This window comes from Nocardioides acrostichi, assembly GCF_015319165.1.
Classification (GTDB): Bacteria; Actinomycetota; Actinomycetes; order Propionibacteriales; family Nocardioidaceae; genus Nocardioides; species Nocardioides acrostichi.
The window spans coordinates 676,673-695,852 of record NZ_JADIVZ010000001.1; the positions used below are offsets into that span (position 1 = coordinate 676,673).

Consider the following 19,180-nt stretch of genomic DNA (forward strand, 5'->3'; position numbering starts at 1 on the left):
GACCGCTGTCGGTGCCTGGTGATGAGATGGGCACATGCCCACCCACTACCGTCTGCGGCGCCCCGTGGCCGCCGGCGAGACGCCGGTGCTCGACGACGACCAGCGGGCGGTGGTCGACCACTCCGGCGGGCCGCTGCTCGTGCTGGCGGGGCCCGGCACCGGCAAGACCACCACCCTGGTCGAGGCGATCGTGGCCCGCATCGAGGCGGGCGTTGGGCCCGAGCAGGTGTTGGCCCTGACGTTCTCGCGCAAGGCCGCCGAACAGCTACGCGACCGGGTGACCGCACGGCTGGGTCGAACTCTGGGCACCACCCTGAGCAGCACCTTCCACTCCTTCGCCTACGGCCTGATCCGCGAGTTCGCGCCCGCGGAGCTCTACGCGGCACCCCTGCGCCTGCTCAGCGCTCCGGAGGCCGACGTGGTGCTCCGCGAGCTGCTCACCGACGCACCCGAGTCGGTGCGTTGGCCGGAGGCTCTAGGCCGTGCCCTCGGCACCCGGGGTTTCGCCCGTGAGGTCGCGGCGGTGCTCTCGAGGGCGCGCGAGAAGGGGCTCGACGGGCCAGAGCTGGCTGACCTCGGGCGCGAGCACGGGGCGCCGGAACTGGTCGCCGCCGGGCTCTTCCTGGACTCCTACCTGACCAATCTCGACTCCCAGGGCGCCACCGACTACCCCGACCTGATCCGGCGGGCCGTCATCGAGGCGCAGACCCACCGCGACGAGCTGCGCGCGCGACTCACGCACGTGTTCGTCGACGAGTACCAAGACACCGATCCGGGTCAGGTCGCTCTGCTGGCGGCCCTGGCCGGCGACGGCCGCGACCTCGTCGCCGTGGGCGATCCACACCAGTCGATCTACGCCTTCCGCGGGGCCGAGGTGCGGGGCATCCTCGAGTTCCCCACGGTCTTCCCGCGCAGCGACGGCGCGCCGGCTCCGGTCGTGGCGTTGCGCACGACCCGGCGCTTCGGCCCGCGGCTGCTCGTCGCCTCGCAGCGGGTGGCCGGGCGCATCGGCCTGCCCGGCAGCATCGACGCCTCGGCCCGCGCCGCCTTCCTCGCGCCGGTGGCCGCCGGCGGAGCCCACGGCGAGGGGCGCGTCGAGGTGCTCACCTTCGACACCGAGCGTGCCGAGGCCGAGCACCTGGCCGACCTGCTGCGCCGCGCCCACCTCGAGCGCGGCGTCGCGTGGCACGAGATGGCGGTACTGGTGCGCTCGGGGCGAGCCAGCATCCCGCCGCTGCGGCGCGCGCTGGGAGCCGCGGGCGTGCCCGTCGAGGTGGCGAGCGATGAGGTGCCGCTGGTACGCGACCCGGCCGTGTTGCCGCTGCTCGAGGCGCTGCGAGCGGTGGTCAACCTCGACAACGACGATCCCGAGCACGTCGACCACGTGGGCGGTGCCCGGGCCGAGGCGCTGCTGACGGGTCCGCTCGGTGGGCTCGATGCCGGCGACGTCCGGCGTCTGGCGCGACGGCTGCGCACCCGGGAGAAGGAGCGGGCTCACGTCGAGGCCCGCACGCCGCGCACCTCGCGGGATCTCGTGCGGGCCGCAGTCACCGACGTCGAGGTGCTGCGGGAGCTCCGGGCCGAGGTCGACGACGCCGATGCGCCCGAGGTGGTGCGCGCCGCCGACCTCGCCGCGCTGCTGCACGAGGCCCGCCGGGCGTTGGAGCATGGGGCCAGCGCCGAGCAGGTGCTGTGGTCACTGTGGTCCGGTACCGGCTGGCCGGCCCGGTTGCGCCGCGGCATCGACCAGGGCGGGGGAGCCGCGCGGCGGGCACACCGCGACCTCGACGCTGTCTGCGCGCTGTTCGAGGTCGCCGCTCGGGCCCAGGAGAACGCCGATCACCTGGGGGCGCGCCCGTTCCTGGAGTCGCTGGCGGCGCAGCAGATCCCGGCCGACACCTTGGCCGAGCGCGGCGCCCGAGGATCCGCCGTTCGGCTGCTCACGGCGCATCGGTCGAAGGGGCTGGAGTGGCGCCTGGTCGTGGTCGCCCACGTTCAGCAGGAGGCGTGGCCCGACCTTCGGCGGCGTGCCACCTTGCTGGGTGCCGACCGGATCGGCACCGACGGTCTGGTGCCGCCGGTCTCGGCGCGCGAGCTGCTCGCCGAGGAGAGGCGGCTGTTCTACGTGGCCTGCACCCGCGCCCGCGAGCAGTTGTTCGTCACCGCCGTGGCGGCGGCCGACGACGAGGGCGAGCAGCCCTCGCGCTTCCTCTCCGAGCTCGGCGTCGCGGTCGCGCACCACATCGGACGCCCGAAGCGTCCGCTCTCCATGTCGGGGCTCGTGGCCGAACTGCGGCGCACGGTCGCCGATCCCGCGGTCGCCCCGGCCTTGCGCGAGGCCGCGGCGCGTCGACTGGCCCGGCTGGCGGGTGAGCACGTGGGCCAGGCCGGTGCCAGCCGTCAGCTGGTACCGCAGGCCGACCCCGCGAGCTGGTGGGGCACCCGCGGGGCGTCGCTGTCGGCCGAACCGGTGCGCGATCCCGCGCAGCCGGTACCGGTCTCGGCGAGCGCTCTCGAGGCGCTCGGCGTCTGTCCGACCCGGTGGTTCCTCGGGTCGGAGGCGGGCGGCATCGTGCGGTCGCACCAATCCGCCAACCTCGGCCAGCTCGTGCATGCCCTGGCCGAGCGGGTCTCGAGCGGCGACCTCCCCGCCGGCCCCGACGATGTCGCGCTGCTGATGGAGCAGGTCGACGCGGTCTGGGGTCGGCTGGAGTTCCGCACGCCGTGGTCGAGGGCGCGTGAGCACACGCGCATCGAGGCGGCCCTGGCGAGGTTCTTGGTGTGGCACCACGACAACAAGCGCAGCCTCATCGGCACGGAGTCTCGGTTCGACACCGTTGTCGGGCTACCCGACGGCGAGCGTGTGCGGCTGATCGGCTACGCCGATCGCCTCGAGCTCGACCGCGACGGCCGGGTGATCGTCGTCGACCTCAAGACCGGGCGCAGCGCGCCGAGCGGCAAGGCCGTGCAGCAGCACCTCCAGCTCGGCCTCTACCAGCTCGCGGTCGATCGCGGCGCCGTGGAGCCGCTGGTGGCCGACCTCGGCGACGCGGTCGTACCGGCCGAGGCCGGCGGCGCCGAGCTCGTGCAACTCGGTCTCGAGGACGCCGGGGAGTACCCCGTGGTCCAGCACCAAGACGTCCAGCCCGACGACGGGCTCGCGCGCATCGAACTGCACACCCGCCTCCAGCGGGCCGCGGTGATGCTGCGCCAGGAGAGCTTCCCCGCCCTGGCCGGGCAGCACTGCCGCGACTGCCCCTTCGTGCCCGTGTGTCCCATCAAGTCGGCCGGATCGGTGGTCGACCAGTGACTCGCATCGACTCCCCGGCCGACCTCCAGCGGGCGATGGGAACCGACTACGCACCCAGCGAGCAGCAGTGGGCGGCGATCTCGGCACCGTTGGCGCCCGGCGTCGTCATCGCCGGTGCCGGCTCGGGCAAGACGACTCTGATGGCCGCACGGGTGGTGTACCTGGTGCTGACCGGGCAGGTGCGGCCCGAGCAGGTGCTGGGTCTGACGTTCACCACGAAGGCGGCCAGCGAGCTGCGCCATCGCATCCGCGATGCCCTGAGCGAGGCCGGCGCCCTCTCGGACTCCGCCGACCTGCCCGCCGACGGCGAGGAGCACGAGGAGGCGCTGGAGCCCACGGTGCTGACGTACAACGCCTACGCCTCCGACCTGCTCTCCGAGCACGGGCTGCTCATCGGGCACGAGCCCGACACCCGGGTCGTCACGGACGCCGCTCGGTACCAGTTGGGTGCCCGTGTGGTCGACGCGTGGACCGGCGCGGTCCAAGCGCTCTCCGACCATCCGCCGACCGTCATCCAGAACCTGCTGGCTCTCGACGGCGCGATGAGCGAGCATCTCGCCGCCGCCGACGACGTCCGGCGCGTGGACGCGGAGGCGCGGCGCGGGTTCGCGGCCGCGCTGGAGGCCGAGCGCGCCGGCAAGGCGCGCAAGACCTACTGCGAGGCGATCGAGAAGGCGCTCCACGCGATCGATCGGCGAGGCGAGCTGCTCGGCCTGGTCTTGGGGTACCGGCGGCTCAAGGCCGACCTCGGGCTCATGGACTTCTCCGACCAGATCGAGCTGGGGGCGCGGCTGGCCGCCGAACGAATCGAGGTCGGCGCCGCCGAGCGCGCGAAGTACCGGGTGGTGCTCCTCGACGAGTACCAGGACACGTCGGTGGCGCAGGCCCTGATGCTGGGCCGGCTGTTCTCCGGATCCGACGTGGCCGGTGGTCGCGGTCACGCCGTCACGGCGGTGGGTGACCCCAACCAGGCGATCTACGGTTGGCGCGGCGCCTCGGTGTCGAACATCCTCGGCGTCGCCGACACCTTCCCGGCGGCACCCGGGGAGCAGGTGGCGACCTACCCGCTCACGGTCAACCGGCGTTCCGACCACCGCATCCTCACGCTGGCCAACCGCCTCGCCGAGCCGCTGCTCGCGAAGTACCCACAGGTGCGGCCTCTCGACGCCGCACCCGGCGCGGAGCCCGGTCAGGTGACCGCGGGCGTGTACGAGCGCCAAGCCGACGAGCTGGCCTGGCTCGCCGACGAGGTGCAGGCCACCTACCGCTCCGGCACGCCTTGGTCGGGCATCGGGGTGCTGACGCGCGACAACGCCCATGCCGAAGACGTCTTCGACGCGCTCACCGATGCCGGCATCCCCGTCGAGATCGTGGGTCTCTCCGGGCTGCTCCGGCTGCCCGAGGTGGCCGAGGTCGTCGCCGTGCTCACCTTGCTGCACGACCTCACCGCGAACGACGCACTCCTGACCCTGCTCACCGGGCCGCGCTGGGCCGTGGGCGTGCGCGACCTGCGGCTGTTGGCGCGACGTGCCCAGCAGATCGCCGGCGTCCAGGGTCGGGTCGATTCCGCCTCGGTGCTCGACCAGCTCGTCGGCATCGCCGACGGCGTCGACCCCGCCGAGGTGCCCTCGCTGGACGACGCGCTCGCCGACCCCGGTGAGTTGCCCTACTCCGAGGAGGCGCGGGTCCGGTTCGGCCTGCTGGCCGGGGAGCTGCGCATGCTCCGTGGCGTGGTGGGCGAGCCGTTGCTCGACATCGTCCGTCGCATCATCGACACCACCGGTATCGACGTCGAGCTGGCCTCGGCGGTCAGCCCGGCGGCGGAGGCTCGGCGCGACAACCTCGATCTCTTCGTCAAGGCCGTGGCCGACTTCCAGGCCGTCGACGGCGACGTGTCGCTGGCGGCCCTGCTGGCCTACCTGACGGCCGAGGATGATCAGGGCAACGGACTCGACGTGGCCACGCCTACCGAGGCCGACTCGGTGAAGCTGCTCACGGTGCACCGCTCCAAGGGTCTGGAGTGGTCCTCGGTGTTCTTGGTCGGGGTGTGCGAGACGAGGTTTCCCTCCAACCGCTCCCGTACGTTGTGGACCTCCTCGCCGGCCGTGCTGCCCGCGCCACTGCGGGGCGACCGGGCCGACCAGCCCCAGCTCGCCGGGTACGACAAGGCGGCGCTCGACGCCTACCGCGCCGAGACCCGCGCCCACGACGCCGAGGAGGAGCTGCGTCTGGGCTATGTCGCGGTCACGCGGGCCGCGCACCGGCTCTCGGTCACCTCGTTCTGTTGGACCGAGCGCGCCACTCCGTTCGGCCCGTCGGCCTACCAGCGCACCGTCGTCGAGCAACTGGGCGCGTGGGGCGAGTCTGCCGACCCGTGGCTGGAGCGTCCGGCCAGGGGCGATGCCAACCCCTACGACGCGGTCGACCCGTCGCGTCCGTGGCCGCGGAGCGGCGTGGGGGCTGAGCGTGAACGACGGCTCTCCGCGGCCGCGATGGTGCGTGCCGCGCAACCGGGTGCGCTCGACGAAGGGCTCGACATGATCGAGGCCGCGCGGGTCGCCGAGTGGGACGCCGAGCTCGACCGGCTGTTGGCCGAGGCGCGGGCCGACCGCGACGAGGAGCGGGTGGTCGAACTGCCCGGCACCCTCTCGGCGACCTCGATGGCCCGGCTGCGTGACGACCCCGAGGGCTTCGCGGCCGAGCTGGCCAGACCCATGCCGCGCGCGCCGTCGTCCGCCGCTCGGTTCGGTACCCGCTTCCACGCCTGGGTCGAGGCCCGGTTCGGGCAGCAGGATCTCTTCGACCCCGACGACCTGCCCGGCCGTGGCGATGCCGGCATCGACGACGAGCAGGATCTCCGAGAGCTCATCTCGACCTTCGAGTCCGGGCCGTTCGCGAGCCGCGTGCCTCACCGCGTCGAGGCCGCGTTCTCGCTGGTGCTGGGCGGGCAGGTCGTGCGCGGGCGCATCGACGCCGTCTACGCCGAGCCCGACGGCGGCTTCCTCGTCGTGGACTGGAAGACCAACCGCACCTTTGACGCCGACCCGCTTCAGCTGGCGCTCTATCGCACCGCCTGGGCCGAACTCGTCGGAGTTCCGGTCGAGCGGGTCCGCGCCGCGTTCTACTACGTGCGCACCGGCGATCTCGTGCGGCCCGAGGGATTGCCCGACCGGGCGGGGCTCGAGCAACTGCTGGCGCTACCGTCGGAGCCGTGACCTACGCCCACGAACAGCTGGCCGCCGATCCGCACGACCGCCTCGGACTGCGGCGTGGCGACGACGACTGGCTGAGAGCTCGGTGGGCCGACCCGGCGTCCCGGGTTCTGGAGGTGCGCGGCAGCCGGGCGCGACCGCTCGATGGCCGGTTGGTGTGGACCTCGCCGGCCGATGCCCCCGACGGACTGCGGCTGCTGCTGGGGGAGCAGGACGGCGCGGCCTGGTTCGCCGTCGTCACCGAGGGCCGATCGGCCCGCGTCGAGGACGGCTGGCTCCCGCTGCGGGGACTGCTCCCTGCACTCGACGACGACGTCGCGGTGCGCGAGGCACCGCTGGCCTTCCACGCCCTCGGCATGGCGGAGTGGCTGTTCGCCACGAAGTTCTGCCCCCGCTGCGGAGGCGGGTTGGAGCCGCAGAAGGCGGGACACGAGCTCAGATGCTCTCGGTGCGGCCGCTCCCAGTTCCCCCGCACCGACCCGGCCGTGATCATGGTCGTCACCCGCGGCGAGCCCGGCGCGCCCGACGAGACCTGCCTGCTGGGGCGCAATGCTGCCTGGCCCGAGCACCGGTACTCCTCACTGGCGGGCTTCTGCGAGCCTGGGGAGTCGCTCGAGGACGCCGTGCGCCGCGAGGTCGCCGAGGAGACCGGCGTCGTGGTGGGTGAGGTCCGCTACTTCGGCAACCAGCCCTGGCCGATGCCGGCCAGCCTGATGCTCGGCTTCCACGCACGCGCCGAGACCGAGACGATCGAGGTCGACGAGCACGAGATCGCGGACGCCCGCTGGTTCACCCGCGAGCAGATGCGCGCCGAGGCCGAGGCCGGGTCCCTCGTGCTGCCCGGAGGCGTCTCGATCAGCCGCTCCCTGATCGAGCACTGGTACGGCGGTCCGCTGCCCGGTCAGTGGTGACGGCTCCAGCCCGTAGCCCACGTTTGGTCGAGAACTGCACTCCCAGGGCCGTTGAAGCCCACGTTTGGGACCAATCGGCATCCGACTTGTCCACAGCAGACCTGTGGACAGGTCTCACGCCAGGGCGGCGAGCTTCTCCTTGACCTGGGCGATGGAGGGGTTGGTCTGGGCCGAGCCGTCGGAGTAGACGAGGGTGGGCACGGTCTGGTTGCCGTGGTTGACCTTCTCGACGATCTGGGCGGCCTCGGGCTGCTGCTCGATGTCGACGACCTCGAAGGCGATGCCCTCACGCTCGAGCTGTCCCTTGAGGCGGTGACAGTAGCCGCACCAGGGGGTGGAGTACATCGTGAAGCTCATCCGCACGTCGTCCTTCGCTGAGTCGGGTGTTGGTCCGTCCGGCGCAACGACGACCCGGGCCTGGATGTTCCCCGAGCCGACCCGGCCGCTGTCGGTGGGTCGCCCTAGTCTGGTCCGACGATGACGACCCCTGCTGCCGGCCCGACCGCCCCGCCCGACGCCCGCGCTCTGCTCGACGCCCTCGATCCCGAGCAGCGGCAGGTGGCCGAGGCGCTTCGGGGCCCGGTGCGGGTGCTGGCCGGTGCCGGCACGGGCAAGACGCGCGCCATCACGCACCGCATCGCGCACGGAGTCGCCACGGGCACCTATGCACCTACCGAGGTGCTGGCCGTGACCTTCACGACGCGAGCCGCGGGGGAGATGCGTCAGCGGCTGCGCGGTCTCGGTGCCGGCGGCGTGCAGGCGCGCACCTTCCACTCCGCAGCCCTGCGCCAGCTGCGCTACTTCTGGCCGTCCGTGCACGGTACGGAGCTGCCGCGCCTCACCGAGTCCAAGATCCCGCTGTTGGCGGGCGCCGCTCGCGCGCAGCGCACCCGGCTCGACCAGGCGCAACTGCGCGACCTCGCGGCCGAGGTCGAGTGGGCCAAGGTCTCCAACGTCGCTCCCGAGGAGTACGCGCGTGTGGCGGCGCGTCGTCATCGTTCCGGCAGCGTCAACGGCCTCGACGACGAACACGTGGCGCGCCTCTTCGACTCCTACGAGAACCTCAAGCGCGACGAGTCGCGCATGGACATGGAGGACGTGCTGCTCCTGACGGCCGGCCTCCTGGCCGAGGAGGAGCGTGTGGCGGCCGCCGTCCGCCGACAGTACAAGTGGTTCGTGGTCGACGAGTTCCAAGACGTCTCGCCACTGCAGTCCGCCCTGTTGGAGCTCTGGCTGGGTGGCCGCGACGAGATCTGCGTGGTGGGGGATCCCGCTCAGACCATCTACTCCTTCGCTGGCGCCGACGCCTCCTACCTGCGTGACTTCGCCCGCAAGTACTCCGGCACCACCTCGGTCGAGCTCGTGCGCAACTACCGCTCGACACCGCAGGTGGTCACCACGGCCAACGGACTGCTCGAGGGCACCCCGAGCGCTGGGGTGTCGCTACGGGCGGTGCGGGAGAGCGGCCCGGCAGTGCGGTTCTCCTCCCACCCCGACGAGGTCGAGGAGGCCGAGGCCACCGCCGCCCGCATCCTGGCTCTGCGCGACCAAGGGCATGCGCTCTCCGAGGTCGCGGTGCTGTTCCGGATCAACGCTCAGTCCGAGGCGTTCGAGGAGGCACTCGCCGCCCGCGGCCTGCCCTACGTCATCCGCGGCGCGGCACGCTTCTTCGATCGGCCCGAGGTGCGCGAGGCGGTCACCCGCATCCGCGGCGCCGTGCGCGGCGGTGAGGGTGAGGATCTCATGGAGATCGTGCGCTCGACCCTGGCCGGCATGGGCTGGACCTCGCGTCCGCCCGAGACCCGCGGCCAGACGCGCGACCGGTGGGAGTCCTGGCAAGCTCTGGTCGATCAGGCCGAGGAGTACCTCTCCGGCGAGGGCGCCCAACTCGAGGATCCGCGCTCCGGCTTCGTCGCCGAGCTCGACCGCCGAGCCGCCGAGCAGCACGCACCGGTCGCCGAAGGGGTCACGCTGGCCACCTTTCACGCGGCGAAGGGGCTCGAGTGGGACGCCGTCTTCTGCTGTGGCCTGCACGACGGCACCCTCCCGATCACCTACGCCACGACCGCGCAGGCGATCGAGGAGGAGCGTCGGTTGCTCTACGTCGGCGTCACCCGGGCGCGCCGCGATCTGCACCTCTCGTGGGCGCTGGCCCGCAACCCGGGCGGGCGTGCCTCGCGCAAGCCGTCCCGGTTCTTGGACTCCCTGTTGCCCGCCGATGCCCGCCCAGAGTTGGGTGGCGGCCGGCGCAACCGTCAGCACAAGGCACTGACCTGCCGCGAGTGCGGCCGTCCGCTGGGCACGGCTCGGGAGAAGAAGCAGGCCCGCTGCGCGGACTGTCCGGCTTCCTACGACGAGGCACTCTTCGAGCGCCTGCGCGCGTGGCGCAAACAGCGCGCGGACGCCGACAGCGTGCCCGCCTTCGTCGTGTTCACCGACGCCACCTTGCAGTTGGTCGCCGAGGTCGCCCCGACCACCGACCAGGCCCTATTGGCGATCAGCGGAGTGGGCCGCTCCAAACTCGAGAAGTACGGCGACGAGGTGCTCGCCGTGGTGGGCGGATGCGGGTCGGGAGAAAAAGAATAGAGAAACTCCGGAAAAGAATTTGCTGCCTGCGATCGACCCGAGTACTTTGCTTGAGCCAAGCAAATACTCGCGCACCACGGACCCTGGCACGGTCCGGCGCCCGACCACCCGAAGGAGGTGAGCACCGATGAACAGCATCACGAACGAGACCACCACGGCCCCGCAGCTGCTCGCTGCCGACCGCGGCGTCGTCATGCCCATCTGCGCTTACCTCCCGCTGACCTCCCCGGTCAGCGCCCGGACCACGGGCGCCGATGTGCGCGATCGCCAGGGCGGCATCGAGTCCGTCAAGGGCGGCACCGCCGTCGCGCACTTCCCGGGTGACCGGGCCTGGAGACCACCGATCTGTTGACACGACAGTCATCGGCAGCCTCCAGGCCGCGGAATCCCGAACCAGGGATCCGCGGCCTTCGTGTTTCTCAAGGGCCTTTCGCACAGCAGACCACCGAGCACGACCGAGACACAGGACTCACGTGACCAGACCGACACCCACCCAGGTCCACCACGAGAAGACCGAGCCGAACCGAGGAGGTGACATACCGATGACAACCAGCGTTCTCGACCGCCAGGAGACCGAGCCGACCCTCGGGCAGCTTCACGACGAGATGGAACGCGCCGACGACACGTCGATGCCCTGCCGGGTCAACAACCCCGAGCTGTGGTTCGCCGAGTCGCCGGCCGACGTCGAGGCGGCGAAGGCCCTCTGCCTCGACTGCCCCGTGCGCAGCCTCTGCCTCACCGGCGCCCTCGAGCGGCGCGAGCCGTGGGGCGTGTGGGGCGGCGAGCTGTTTCTCCAAGGCGTCGTGATCCCGCGTAAGCGGCCGCGGGGCCGCCCGCGGAAGCACCCGCGCCCCGAGGCGGCCTGACCCCGGCACCGCCTCCACGTCCGGTCGACGAGCAGCGACCGGTCCTGGTCCGGCAGCACTTCGCCCCATCACCACCGACACCACCACCGAGAGAGACGACCTCCATGACCCCGAACACCGAGACCCACGCTCGCGCGCACCTCGACGCGCGACTGACCGATGCCGCCCAGCGCAGGCGAGACCACGAGCTCGTTCGCGCCCAGCGCTTCCACCGCAAGGCCGAGCGGACCGCCCAGCGCGCCCGCCTCGCCCTCGCTCGGGCCTTGTGAGCCACTGACGTGACCACCGTGGCCGAGCGAACCCACACCACACACCACCTCGTAGCGAACCGGAGCAAGCAGATGTCACTACTCAACGAAGACCTGGCGCGTGCGCAAATGGCCGCGCGCCTGGGAGAGGCGCAAGCACTGCGGCGCGGCCATCAGTTGGCTCGCGCTCGGCGACTCAGCCGCAAGGCGGAGGCTGCCGCTTCGCAGGCCCGGCTCGCCCTGGCGCGGATCGTCTGATCCGAACCGCAGGTGAGCCTCCCCGGAGCCGGGGCACGATCCGACGCTCGTCGGAGCCGTGTCCCGGCTCCGTTCGCGTGCGCGGCCTACGATGCCGCCATGGCCAGCTGCGACTTCTGCGGACGCACCGAGGAGGATCCCGGACGACTGCTCACCTGGTCGACCGCCGTCGAGCACGGCCGCCAACAGATGTTCTGCACCGAATGCTCGCGCACCCACGTGCGTTCGATGGAGGGCAAGCTCGACTCCGAGTACTGGTGAGCCTCGGCACGAGGCCCGCTCACCACGAACACCCGCACTCCGGGTTCAGCGGCGCCGACACGACGACCGGCGCGCCCGTGGCCGACAAGGTGACGGTCGCCGACCAGGTGGTCGGTGTCTCGCCGTCCAGCCAGGCGATCACGTCGCGTACCGCCCAGGCCTGGGCCAGGTGACGGAGCACCGGATCGGCCGGGCGCCGCGCAGTGCCGCGTGCGTGCTGCTCGAGCACCAGGGGGTGCGCGGGGTCGATGGCGGTGCGCTGGGCATCGAGGCATCGCAGACAGGCGGTGACGCCCGGCAGGCAGAACGGGCCGACGACGGCACGGTCGACCTCGTCGCGGACCACGAGGTGGGGGACGTCGTGCCGGAGGAGCTCGTCGAAGACCTCGCGGCGTGGTTCCCGGTCACCGGCCCAGACGACCAGGTCGGGCGGGGAAGCCTTCGAGGGGGCACTCGCCACGGCGTCGAGGGCGACCAGTCGCACGACACCGACCAGCGCCTCGTCGAGCAGGTGGACCACCGACGCCAGGCCGGCTCCGGAGCATGCGGCCTCCGCTCCCGTGACCCACACCTCGCCCCGGAACCGGGAGAGCATCCGGGGGACCGCACTCGCCGGCTCCCGGGCGAAGACCGAACCCACGGTGAGAGGCGCACCCGGGCGTGAGGCGGCCGCGGTGCTGGTGGCGGCCAACAGGCGGGAGTCGGCCAGCAGGCCCCGCTCGTGCAGCCGCACCAGGGCCCGGGCCTGCACGTGCGAGAGATCCTCGAGACCGAGGGGCGAGCCCTCGGGTGCTTCCAGTCGGGCGAGAAGCCAGCGGATCTCGTCGGAATCGATCAGCGTCAGTCGTCGAGACTGCTCGAACCCCACCTGGAGGTGGTCGCCATCGCGACGCATCACCTCGGTGCCGGGAACGAGGGTGGGATGACCGGGCAACCGGTCTCGCTGTGGGTTCTCGGATGTCTGGGAGGTCTCGGAGGCATGGAGCGACACGCCTCTGGTGTACCCGCTCCCGGTGCTGAGCCGCGGCGGCTATCCACAGGCAGCCCACGCAACTGGCTCTCGTCAGCGCACCGGGCACGAGCGCCACGCGGCGGCGAGGACTCGCCGCGCTGCGTGGCGCTCGTGGGTGGATCAGGCCTTGCCGAGGATCCGGTTCAGGTTGGTGCTGCACACCGGGCACTGCGCCTTGGCCATGCGGGTGCCCTTGTCGTTCACCTTGACCTCGCCCGATGCCTCGCGCTTCTCCTTGCACTTCACGCAGTAGAACTCGCCGCTCCAGGTCTCTGCCATGACGGCCTCCTTGCCTTCTTGTCGAACGAATCGTCGCGACGGGGACAGCAGGGAAGCCCGCCGGGGCACGGGCGTGTGCCACGCAGCCGCTTCGACCCTACGACACGGTGTGACCGCCGCGCGTGAAGCAGCCGGCGCTCTGCGCGTCGGTGGTGGCCTCTGCGAGGCGGCGGTACGTTGCGACCATGAGCGAGCAGAGCGTCGAGCCCGCGTCCGCTGTCGAGCACCTGAGGGTCGAGCGTCCCGCCGAGGGCGTCGTGCGCCTGGTGCTGGACAACCCCGGACAGCGCAACGCGATGTCGGCTCCGATGACCGCGTCCTGGACCCGCGCCGTCGACGAGATCGCCGGCGACCCGAGCGTGCGTGTCGTGGTCGTGACCGGTGAAGGGCCTGCCTTCTGCTCCGGTGGTGACACGAGCTGGATCGCCAGTGAGCCCGACGCGAGCGTCGACGCGCTGCGCACACGGATGACCGCGTTCTACCGATCCTGGCTCTCGATCCGCCGCCTCGAGGTGCCGACGATCGCCGCCGTCAACGGTGCCGCGATCGGTGCCGGGCTCTGCCTGGCCCTGGCCTGCGACGTGCGCTACGCAGCCGCCGGCGCGAAGCTCGGAGCGCCGTTCACGAAACTCGGGATGCACCCCGGCATGGCGGCCACCTACCTGCTGCCCGACGTCGTCGGGCAGGCAGCGGCGCGTGACCTGCTGCTGACCGGTCGCATCGTCAGCGACGACGAGGCGTTGCGGCTGGGGCTGGTCTCGCGCGTGCTGTCGCCCGAGTCGTTCGCCGACGACGTGGTGGCGGCGGCCACGCAGATGGCGGCGTCCGCGCCGATCGCGCAAAAGCTCACCACCCTCGCGCTGCGCGGCTCCGGCCACGGTGACATCGAGGCGGCGGTGCAGTGGGAGGCGCTGGCGCAGCCGGTGACGCTGGCGACCGAGGATCTCCAGGAGGGCATCGCGGCCTCTCGGGAGAAGCGGGCGCCGCGCTTCTCCGGACGCTGAGTGGGGTGCACGGCATGAAGAAGGGCCCCGGGCGACGAACAGGCCTGCCTTCCCCTTGCGGACCTGCGCGACGGCACCGGGGCCCGTCTGACTCCCAGACTAGGAGGTCTCGACGAGGCCGGTCAACGACGTGTCGTCCCCCGCTGTGCAGAACCCTGTGGATGACTGTGGAGAACCGCTCGGTTCCGGTGGAGAGCCGTGTGCGAGCGGGGGAGGACGGTGTGGACGCCGAACCTTTGCCGAGCCCGGGGGTCGGCGCTGACCTGGGCAGTCGTCGTCCACCGGCTGTGGAGGAGAGATCGTGACCCCGTGGAGCCCGGTGGCTGCCCTGCGACGCATCGCCTTCCTGCTCGAGCGCGGTCGCGAGGACACCTACAAGGTCAAGGCGTTTCGAGGCGCGGCCGCGGCCCTGCTGCCGCTCTCGGACGACGAGATCGCGCGCCACGTCACCGACGGAACCCTGCGCTCCGTGCCCGGTGTGGGGGCCAGCTCGGCCGCGGTCGTGGAGCAGGCGCTCGCGGGGGAGGTGCCCGATCGGCTGGCCGCGCTCGAGGCCGAGCACGGCGGACCGCTCGTCGCGGGTGGTGAGGAGTTGTTGCCCCTGCTGCGCGGCGACCTGCACTCGCACTCGGACTGGTCCGACGGCGGCTCGCCCATCGAGGAGATGGCCTTCACCGCCATCGAACTGGGCCGGGAGTACCAGGTGCTCACCGACCACTCGCCCCGGTTGAAGGTCGCCCGCGGACTGTCCGCCGAGCGGCTGGCGCGTCAGCTCGACGTGATCGACGCGGTGAACGATCACCTCACCGCGGCGGCGGGGGAGGGCGGCTTCGCGCTGCTCAAGGGCATCGAGGTCGACATCCTCGACGACGGGTCGCTCGACCAGACCGACGCCATGCTCGACCGGCTCGACGTGCGGGTCGCGAGCGTGCACTCGAAGCTGAAGATGGACCCCGAGCCGATGACCCGGCGCATGCTGGCGGCCGTGCGCAACCCCCGTGTCAACGTGCTCGGCCACTGCACCGGTCGCCTGGTCACCGGAGGGCGCGGCACCAGGCCGGAGTCCCGCTTCGACGCACGGGCGGTGTTCAGGGCCTGCGCCGAGACCGACACGGCCGTCGAGATCAATGCGCGACCCGAACGTCGCGACCCCCCGACCCGGCTGCTGGAGCTGGCCCGGGATCTGGGCTGCCTCTTCGCCATCGACACCGACGCCCACGCTCCGGGCCAGCTCGACTTCCTCGCCTACGGTGCCGAACGGGCCGCGGCCGCCGGGATCGACCCGAACCGGATCGTCACCACGTGGTCGAGGAAGCGTCTGCTGGAGTGGGCCGGTGCTGGGGTCTGATTGGGTAGCCTGCGGTCATGGCCGTCCACGGTGTGACCTCCACCACGGACGGCGCACCCGAGCAGCGCGTCGAGGTGCGCCGCTCGAAGCGACGCCGGCGCACGGTCTCCGCCTACCGCGACGGCGACCGGATCGTGGTGCTGGTGCCCGCGGCCCTCAGCCGAGCCGAGGAGGCCGAGTGGGTCGCCACGATGGTCGCCAAGGTCGAGCGCGCCGAGGCCAGGCGGCGTCCGAGTGACGACGACCTGCTGGCCCGGGCGCTGCGCCTCTCCGACACCTACCTGGGCGGCATAGCGGCGCCGGAGTCGGTGCGCTGGGTGCGCAACCAACGCTCGCGTTGGGGCTCGTGCACTCCCGGCGACCGCACGATCCGGCTCTCCTCACGGCTCCAGGGCATGCCCGCCTGGGTCGTGGACTACGTGATCGTGCACGAGTTGGTGCACCTGATCGAGCCGCACCACTCCGCGGAGTTCTGGGCGTGGCTCGAGCGCTACCCCGAGGCGGAGAAGGCCAAGGGCTACCTGCTGGGGTGGTCGGCGGCATCGAAGCTCGACGAGCCGCCCACCGGCGGTTGAGCCGTCCCCGCCGGTGGTTGAGCCGGTCGAGCCGTCCCCGCCGGTGGTTGAGCCGGTCGAGCCGCTAGGCGAGACCGTGTCGAAACCCGGTGAGACGAAAGTCGGCGTTGCCCTCACAGTTGCTGGGTTTCGACGCGCTCGTCGCTGGCGCTCCTCACGGCTCAACCACCGGGGCCATCACGGTGGTTGAGCCGGTCGAGCCGCTAGGCGAGACCGTGTCGAAACCCGGTGAGACGAAAGTCGGCGTTGCCCTCACAGTTGCTGGGTTTCGACGCGCTCGTCGCTGGCGCTCCTCGCGGCTCAACCACCGGCGGGGGCGCTCGTCGATTTCGACACGCCTTCGCCTTCGGCATCCGGCGGCTCAATCCACCGGCTGGCGCTCCTCGCGGCTCAACCACCGGCGGGGGCGCTCGTCGATTTCGACACGCCTTCGCCGTCGGCATCCGGCGGCTCAACCACCAGCGCCGCGCTCAGCTGCCGGTGCCGAGGCGGCTGCGTCCGATTGCGATGAGTTCGTACATCTCGGCCTCGAGGTCGGGCGGGTGGGAGACCGGCCACCAGCGCACGTCGAGCGACTCGTCGCTGACGGCGGGCTGAGCGGTGTCGGGCGCGTAGGCCACGAAGCGGACGTCGAGGTGGTGCACCTCGACCCCAGGAGAGCAGAAGGGCACGACGTGCTCGTCGAGCTGGGCCGGTTCGGGGTCGAGCTGAAGCCCGGGCACTCCCGATTCCTCGCGGGCCTCTCGCGCGGCGACGTCGAGGAGGGTCGCATCGGCCGGCTCGCAGTGCCCGCCGAAGTGGAACCAGCGCCGGGCCTTCTTGTGCAGGTTGAGCAGCACGTGCTCGCCGGTGGCGTCGAGCACCAGTGCGCCGGCGGTGAGGTGGTCGGGGACGCAGTCACGCCACACGCCCCCCGGCTCGGCCTCGAGGTGCGTGACATAGCGCTGGCGCAGCCGCTCCTGGCGCTCGGACGGCGCACGCCAGGCAGCGAGCGCGGTGAGCGCGGCGTCGTGGAGGCTCAGGAGTCGTCCTCGCCGGAGCTGCCGTCGGTCCCGTCGTCCGTGTCGGTCTCGCCCTCCAGCAGCTTCGCAAGCTCGGCGTCGAAGTCGTCGTCGGTCAGCGGTTCGGGCGCACCCGCATCGGCGCGGAACCCGAGCGGGTCGTCGAGGTCGGCGTCGGTGGGCAGCAGGTCGGGGTGGTGCCAGACGCCGTCACGGCCCTCGACACCCTGCCGGGTGCGCAGCGAGCCCCACAGCGTGGAGGCGTCACGCAACCGGCGCGGGCGCAACTCGAGACCGACGAGTGAGGCGAACGTCTCCTCGGCCGGGCCGCCGGAGGCACGACGTCGTCGCATGGCCTCGCGGAGCTTCGGGGCGGCCGGCATCTTGCCGTCGGTGGCCTGGCCCACCACCTCGTCGACCCAGCCCTCGACGAGCGCGAGCACGACCTCGAGCCGCTTGAGGGCGGCGTCTTGGCGCGGAGACTTGGGCAGGTCGAACATGCCGCCGTCGAGCAGTTGCTGCATCGAGGCGGGGTCGGCGGGGTCGATGCCACGCATCTGCTCCTCGATGCGCTGTTGGATCGCCTCGGTGTTGATCTCGATGCCCTCGGCGTAGTCGCGCACGGCGCCGAGCACGTGCTCGCGCAGCCACGGCACGCCGGCGAAGAGCCGCTGATGGGCGGCCTCGCGCAACGCCAGGTAGAGCAGCACGTCGTCGTCGGAGACGTCGAGGCCCTCGGCGAACGCCTCGACGTTGGTGGGCACGAGTGCCGCCACTCCCGGCTTGGTGAGCGGTACCCCGACCTCGGAGGCGCCGAGCACCTCGTGGGCCAGTGCGCCGATGCCGGAGCCGCTCTGGCTGGCCAGCATGCCGCCGATCGCGGAACCGATCATGCCGAGCAGCGGGCCCGACATGGCGCGTGCCTGGTCGGGCAGTGCCTTGCCGAGGGAGTCGACGGACTGCTGAGCCACGGGCTCGACCAACACACGCCACACGTCGGCGGTGTGCACGACCCATTCCGCGCGACTCCACGCTGCGGTGGTGGTGATGCCCGAAGGCAGCTCGGTGACGGCGTCGAGCCAGTGGTCGGCCAGCCGCAGCGAATCGGCGACTGCGTCCTTCTGCTTCTGGGTGGGCGTCGGGTCGGGCTTCTGCGCGACCGTCTTGCGCGCGGTGTCGACCGCGAGCTCCCAGTTGAGAGGGCCGTCGTGCGGCTTCATCATCGCCTGCAGTTGGCCGAAGAGCTGGTTCAGATCGGGCATCTGGCCGCCGAACGCGCCCGCGAGCTGGGAGAAGTCGAAGCCGCCGCTACCTCCCGCGCCACCGCCGAAGAGAGCCTCGAACGGCGTGCCCTTGAACGGGTTCTGCCCCGCCCCGTGGTCGTCGCGGGGCTCCTCGCCGTCGCTGTCGCCGCTGCCGCGCTCGATGTCGCTCATGGGTCCACGATACGCAGCCGCGCCCAACCCCCGAGCGGCCCTCCGGAGCGCTCCGCACCCGACCGGGGGAGCTCATCCTCTAGGGTGCCCGCATGGCCGAGCCCGTGGTCCGACTGGTCGACATCCGCGACGTCGCGTTGGACGTCGAGGAGGCGATCGCCGCGGTCGCCGACGAGGGCGCCGGGGGCGAGACGGTGTTCGTGGGCCGGGTGCGCGACCACGATGGCGGCAAGGGTGTCGTCGGCCTGGAGTACTCCGCCCACCCGACCGCGTTGGCGCGCCTGCGCGAGGTCTGCGACCAGGTGGCGTCGCGCCAGCAGGTGCACGCGTTGGCGGCCGTACACCGCACGGGCACGCTGACGATCGGTGACATCGCCGTGGTGGTGGCGGCCTCCGCGTCGCACCGCGGTGAGGCGTTCGACGCCGCCCGCGACCTCATCGACACCCTCAAGGCCGAGGTGCCGATCTGGAAGCACCAGCGCTTCGACGACGGCCAGGAGGAGTGGGTCGGTACCCCCTGATCAGGGCCCGACCCGTCGCGGCGTGGCTACCCGCGGACGTACGGCTCGCTCCTTACCGTGAGTGCGTGGAGATCCTGCTGTGGCTGGTGCCGTCGGTGGTCGTGACGCTGCTCGCGTGCTGCTGGGTGGGCTGGGCCGGGCGGGAGCGCCGTGAGGTCGACCGGGAGGTGCTGCTCGCCCGCATGGCCGCCGGCATGAACAAGGAGACCCCGTTGCGTTATGCCGCGCCGACGCCGCCGCGCGACCGCAGCACCGGGATCGCCGTCCGTCGCTCGCGGGCACCGGGCGCGGGGGGCTCCGAGCAGCGCCGCGCCAGCTGAGCACGGGTGCCCGCTGCGTGAGGGGCGCCACA

Annotated in this window: 19 protein-coding genes; 14 read left to right on the forward strand and 5 right to left on the reverse strand. The window is 72.1% G+C overall.

Annotation, left to right across the window (positions count from 1 at the left end; genetic code table 11):
- Window positions 1–34: 34 nt before the first annotated feature.
- From ISG29_RS03230 to nudC, 3 genes are read left to right on the forward strand one after another with little or no spacing between them, the layout of a single operon-like run.
- On the forward strand, window positions 35–3,310 hold the full coding sequence (locus tag ISG29_RS03230) for an ATP-dependent helicase (RefSeq protein WP_194501878.1): 3,276 nt from the start codon (window positions 35–37) through the stop codon (window positions 3,308–3,310).
- Window positions 3,307–6,525: an ATP-dependent DNA helicase gene (locus tag ISG29_RS03235; protein WP_328827774.1), complete on the forward strand. Its 3,219-nt coding sequence runs from the start codon at window positions 3,307–3,309 to the stop codon at window positions 6,523–6,525. The genes ISG29_RS03230 and ISG29_RS03235 overlap by 4 nt, the downstream gene beginning before the upstream one ends.
- A complete protein-coding gene (gene nudC / locus ISG29_RS03240; protein ID WP_194501879.1) occupies window positions 6,522–7,433 on the forward strand; it encodes an NAD(+) diphosphatase in 912 nt (303 codons plus the stop codon). The genes ISG29_RS03235 and nudC overlap by 4 nt, the downstream gene beginning before the upstream one ends.
- 114 nt (window positions 7,434–7,547) lie before the next feature.
- Here the strand turns inward: nudC and ISG29_RS03245 are convergent, their stop codons facing one another.
- Window positions 7,548–7,790, reverse strand: coding sequence for a mycoredoxin (locus ISG29_RS03245; RefSeq protein ID WP_194501880.1), 243 nt, complete (start codon window positions 7,788–7,790; stop codon window positions 7,548–7,550).
- A gap of 120 nt (window positions 7,791–7,910) precedes the next feature.
- Here ISG29_RS03245 and ISG29_RS03250 point away from each other — a divergent pair, with 120 nt between their 5' ends.
- From ISG29_RS03250 to ISG29_RS03275, 6 genes are all read left to right on the forward strand, one after another.
- Window positions 7,911–10,019: an ATP-dependent helicase gene (locus tag ISG29_RS03250; protein ID WP_194501881.1), complete on the forward strand. Its 2,109-nt coding sequence runs from the start codon at window positions 7,911–7,913 to the stop codon at window positions 10,017–10,019.
- A gap of 127 nt (window positions 10,020–10,146) precedes the next feature.
- Entirely contained in the window at window positions 10,147–10,371 is a 225-nt protein-coding gene (locus ISG29_RS03255; RefSeq protein WP_194501882.1) for a hypothetical protein, read from the forward strand.
- Window positions 10,372–10,561: 190 nt separating this feature from the next.
- Complete coding sequence (locus tag ISG29_RS03260; RefSeq protein ID WP_194501883.1) at window positions 10,562–10,885, forward strand: WhiB family transcriptional regulator; 324 nt, start codon at window positions 10,562–10,564, stop codon at window positions 10,883–10,885.
- 104 nt (window positions 10,886–10,989) lie between these two features.
- Complete coding sequence (locus ISG29_RS03265) at window positions 10,990–11,154, forward strand: hypothetical protein (protein ID WP_194501884.1); 165 nt, start codon at window positions 10,990–10,992, stop codon at window positions 11,152–11,154.
- Window positions 11,155–11,163: 9 nt separating this feature from the next.
- Window positions 11,164–11,391: a hypothetical protein gene (locus ISG29_RS03270; RefSeq protein WP_194502296.1), complete on the forward strand. Its 228-nt coding sequence runs from the start codon at window positions 11,164–11,166 to the stop codon at window positions 11,389–11,391.
- Window positions 11,392–11,490: 99 nt separating this feature from the next.
- Entirely contained in the window at window positions 11,491–11,652 is a 162-nt protein-coding gene (locus ISG29_RS03275; protein ID WP_194501885.1) for a hypothetical protein, read from the forward strand.
- 19 nt (window positions 11,653–11,671) lie between these two features.
- Here the strand turns inward: ISG29_RS03275 and ISG29_RS03280 are convergent, their stop codons facing one another.
- Window positions 11,672–12,643, reverse strand: coding sequence for a hypothetical protein (locus ISG29_RS03280; RefSeq protein ID WP_194501886.1), 972 nt, complete (start codon window positions 12,641–12,643; stop codon window positions 11,672–11,674).
- A 141-nt stretch (window positions 12,644–12,784) separates the two neighbouring features.
- Window positions 12,785–12,943, reverse strand: a complete 159-nt coding sequence (locus ISG29_RS03285; protein WP_194501887.1) for a DUF5679 domain-containing protein — start codon at window positions 12,941–12,943, stop codon at window positions 12,785–12,787.
- A gap of 185 nt (window positions 12,944–13,128) precedes the next feature.
- Here ISG29_RS03285 and ISG29_RS03290 point away from each other — a divergent pair, with 185 nt between their 5' ends.
- From ISG29_RS03290 to ISG29_RS03300, 3 genes are all read left to right on the forward strand, one after another.
- Window positions 13,129–13,947: an enoyl-CoA hydratase/isomerase family protein gene (locus ISG29_RS03290; protein ID WP_194501888.1), complete on the forward strand. Its 819-nt coding sequence runs from the start codon at window positions 13,129–13,131 to the stop codon at window positions 13,945–13,947.
- A gap of 301 nt (window positions 13,948–14,248) precedes the next feature.
- Entirely contained in the window at window positions 14,249–15,295 is a 1,047-nt protein-coding gene (locus ISG29_RS03295; protein ID WP_328827780.1) for a PHP domain-containing protein, read from the forward strand.
- 17 nt (window positions 15,296–15,312) lie between these two features.
- Window positions 15,313–15,870, forward strand: a complete 558-nt coding sequence (locus ISG29_RS03300; protein ID WP_194501889.1) for a M48 metallopeptidase family protein — start codon at window positions 15,313–15,315, stop codon at window positions 15,868–15,870.
- A gap of 470 nt (window positions 15,871–16,340) precedes the next feature.
- On the opposite strand, the gene ISG29_RS20660 is transcribed toward ISG29_RS03300, so the two are convergent.
- Both ISG29_RS20660 and ISG29_RS03310 read right to left on the reverse strand, forming a co-directional pair.
- Window positions 16,341–16,778, reverse strand: coding sequence for an NUDIX hydrolase (locus ISG29_RS20660; protein ID WP_328827782.1), 438 nt, complete (start codon window positions 16,776–16,778; stop codon window positions 16,341–16,343).
- 110 nt (window positions 16,779–16,888) lie between these two features.
- The gene (locus ISG29_RS03310; protein ID WP_194501890.1) at window positions 16,889–18,307 is read right to left on the reverse strand and encodes a zinc-dependent metalloprotease; all 1,419 of its coding nucleotides are present in this window, start codon (window positions 18,305–18,307) and stop codon (window positions 16,889–16,891) included.
- 92 nt (window positions 18,308–18,399) lie between these two features.
- Between ISG29_RS03310 and ISG29_RS03315 the strand changes: the two genes are divergently transcribed.
- Together ISG29_RS03315 and ISG29_RS03320 are read left to right on the forward strand one after the other, a co-directional pair.
- A complete protein-coding gene (locus ISG29_RS03315) occupies window positions 18,400–18,828 on the forward strand; it encodes a molybdenum cofactor biosynthesis protein MoaE (protein WP_194501891.1) in 429 nt (142 codons plus the stop codon).
- Between the two features lie 65 nt (window positions 18,829–18,893).
- Entirely contained in the window at window positions 18,894–19,148 is a 255-nt protein-coding gene (locus tag ISG29_RS03320; RefSeq protein WP_194501892.1) for a hypothetical protein, read from the forward strand.
- Window positions 19,149–19,180: the final 32 nt, after the last annotated feature.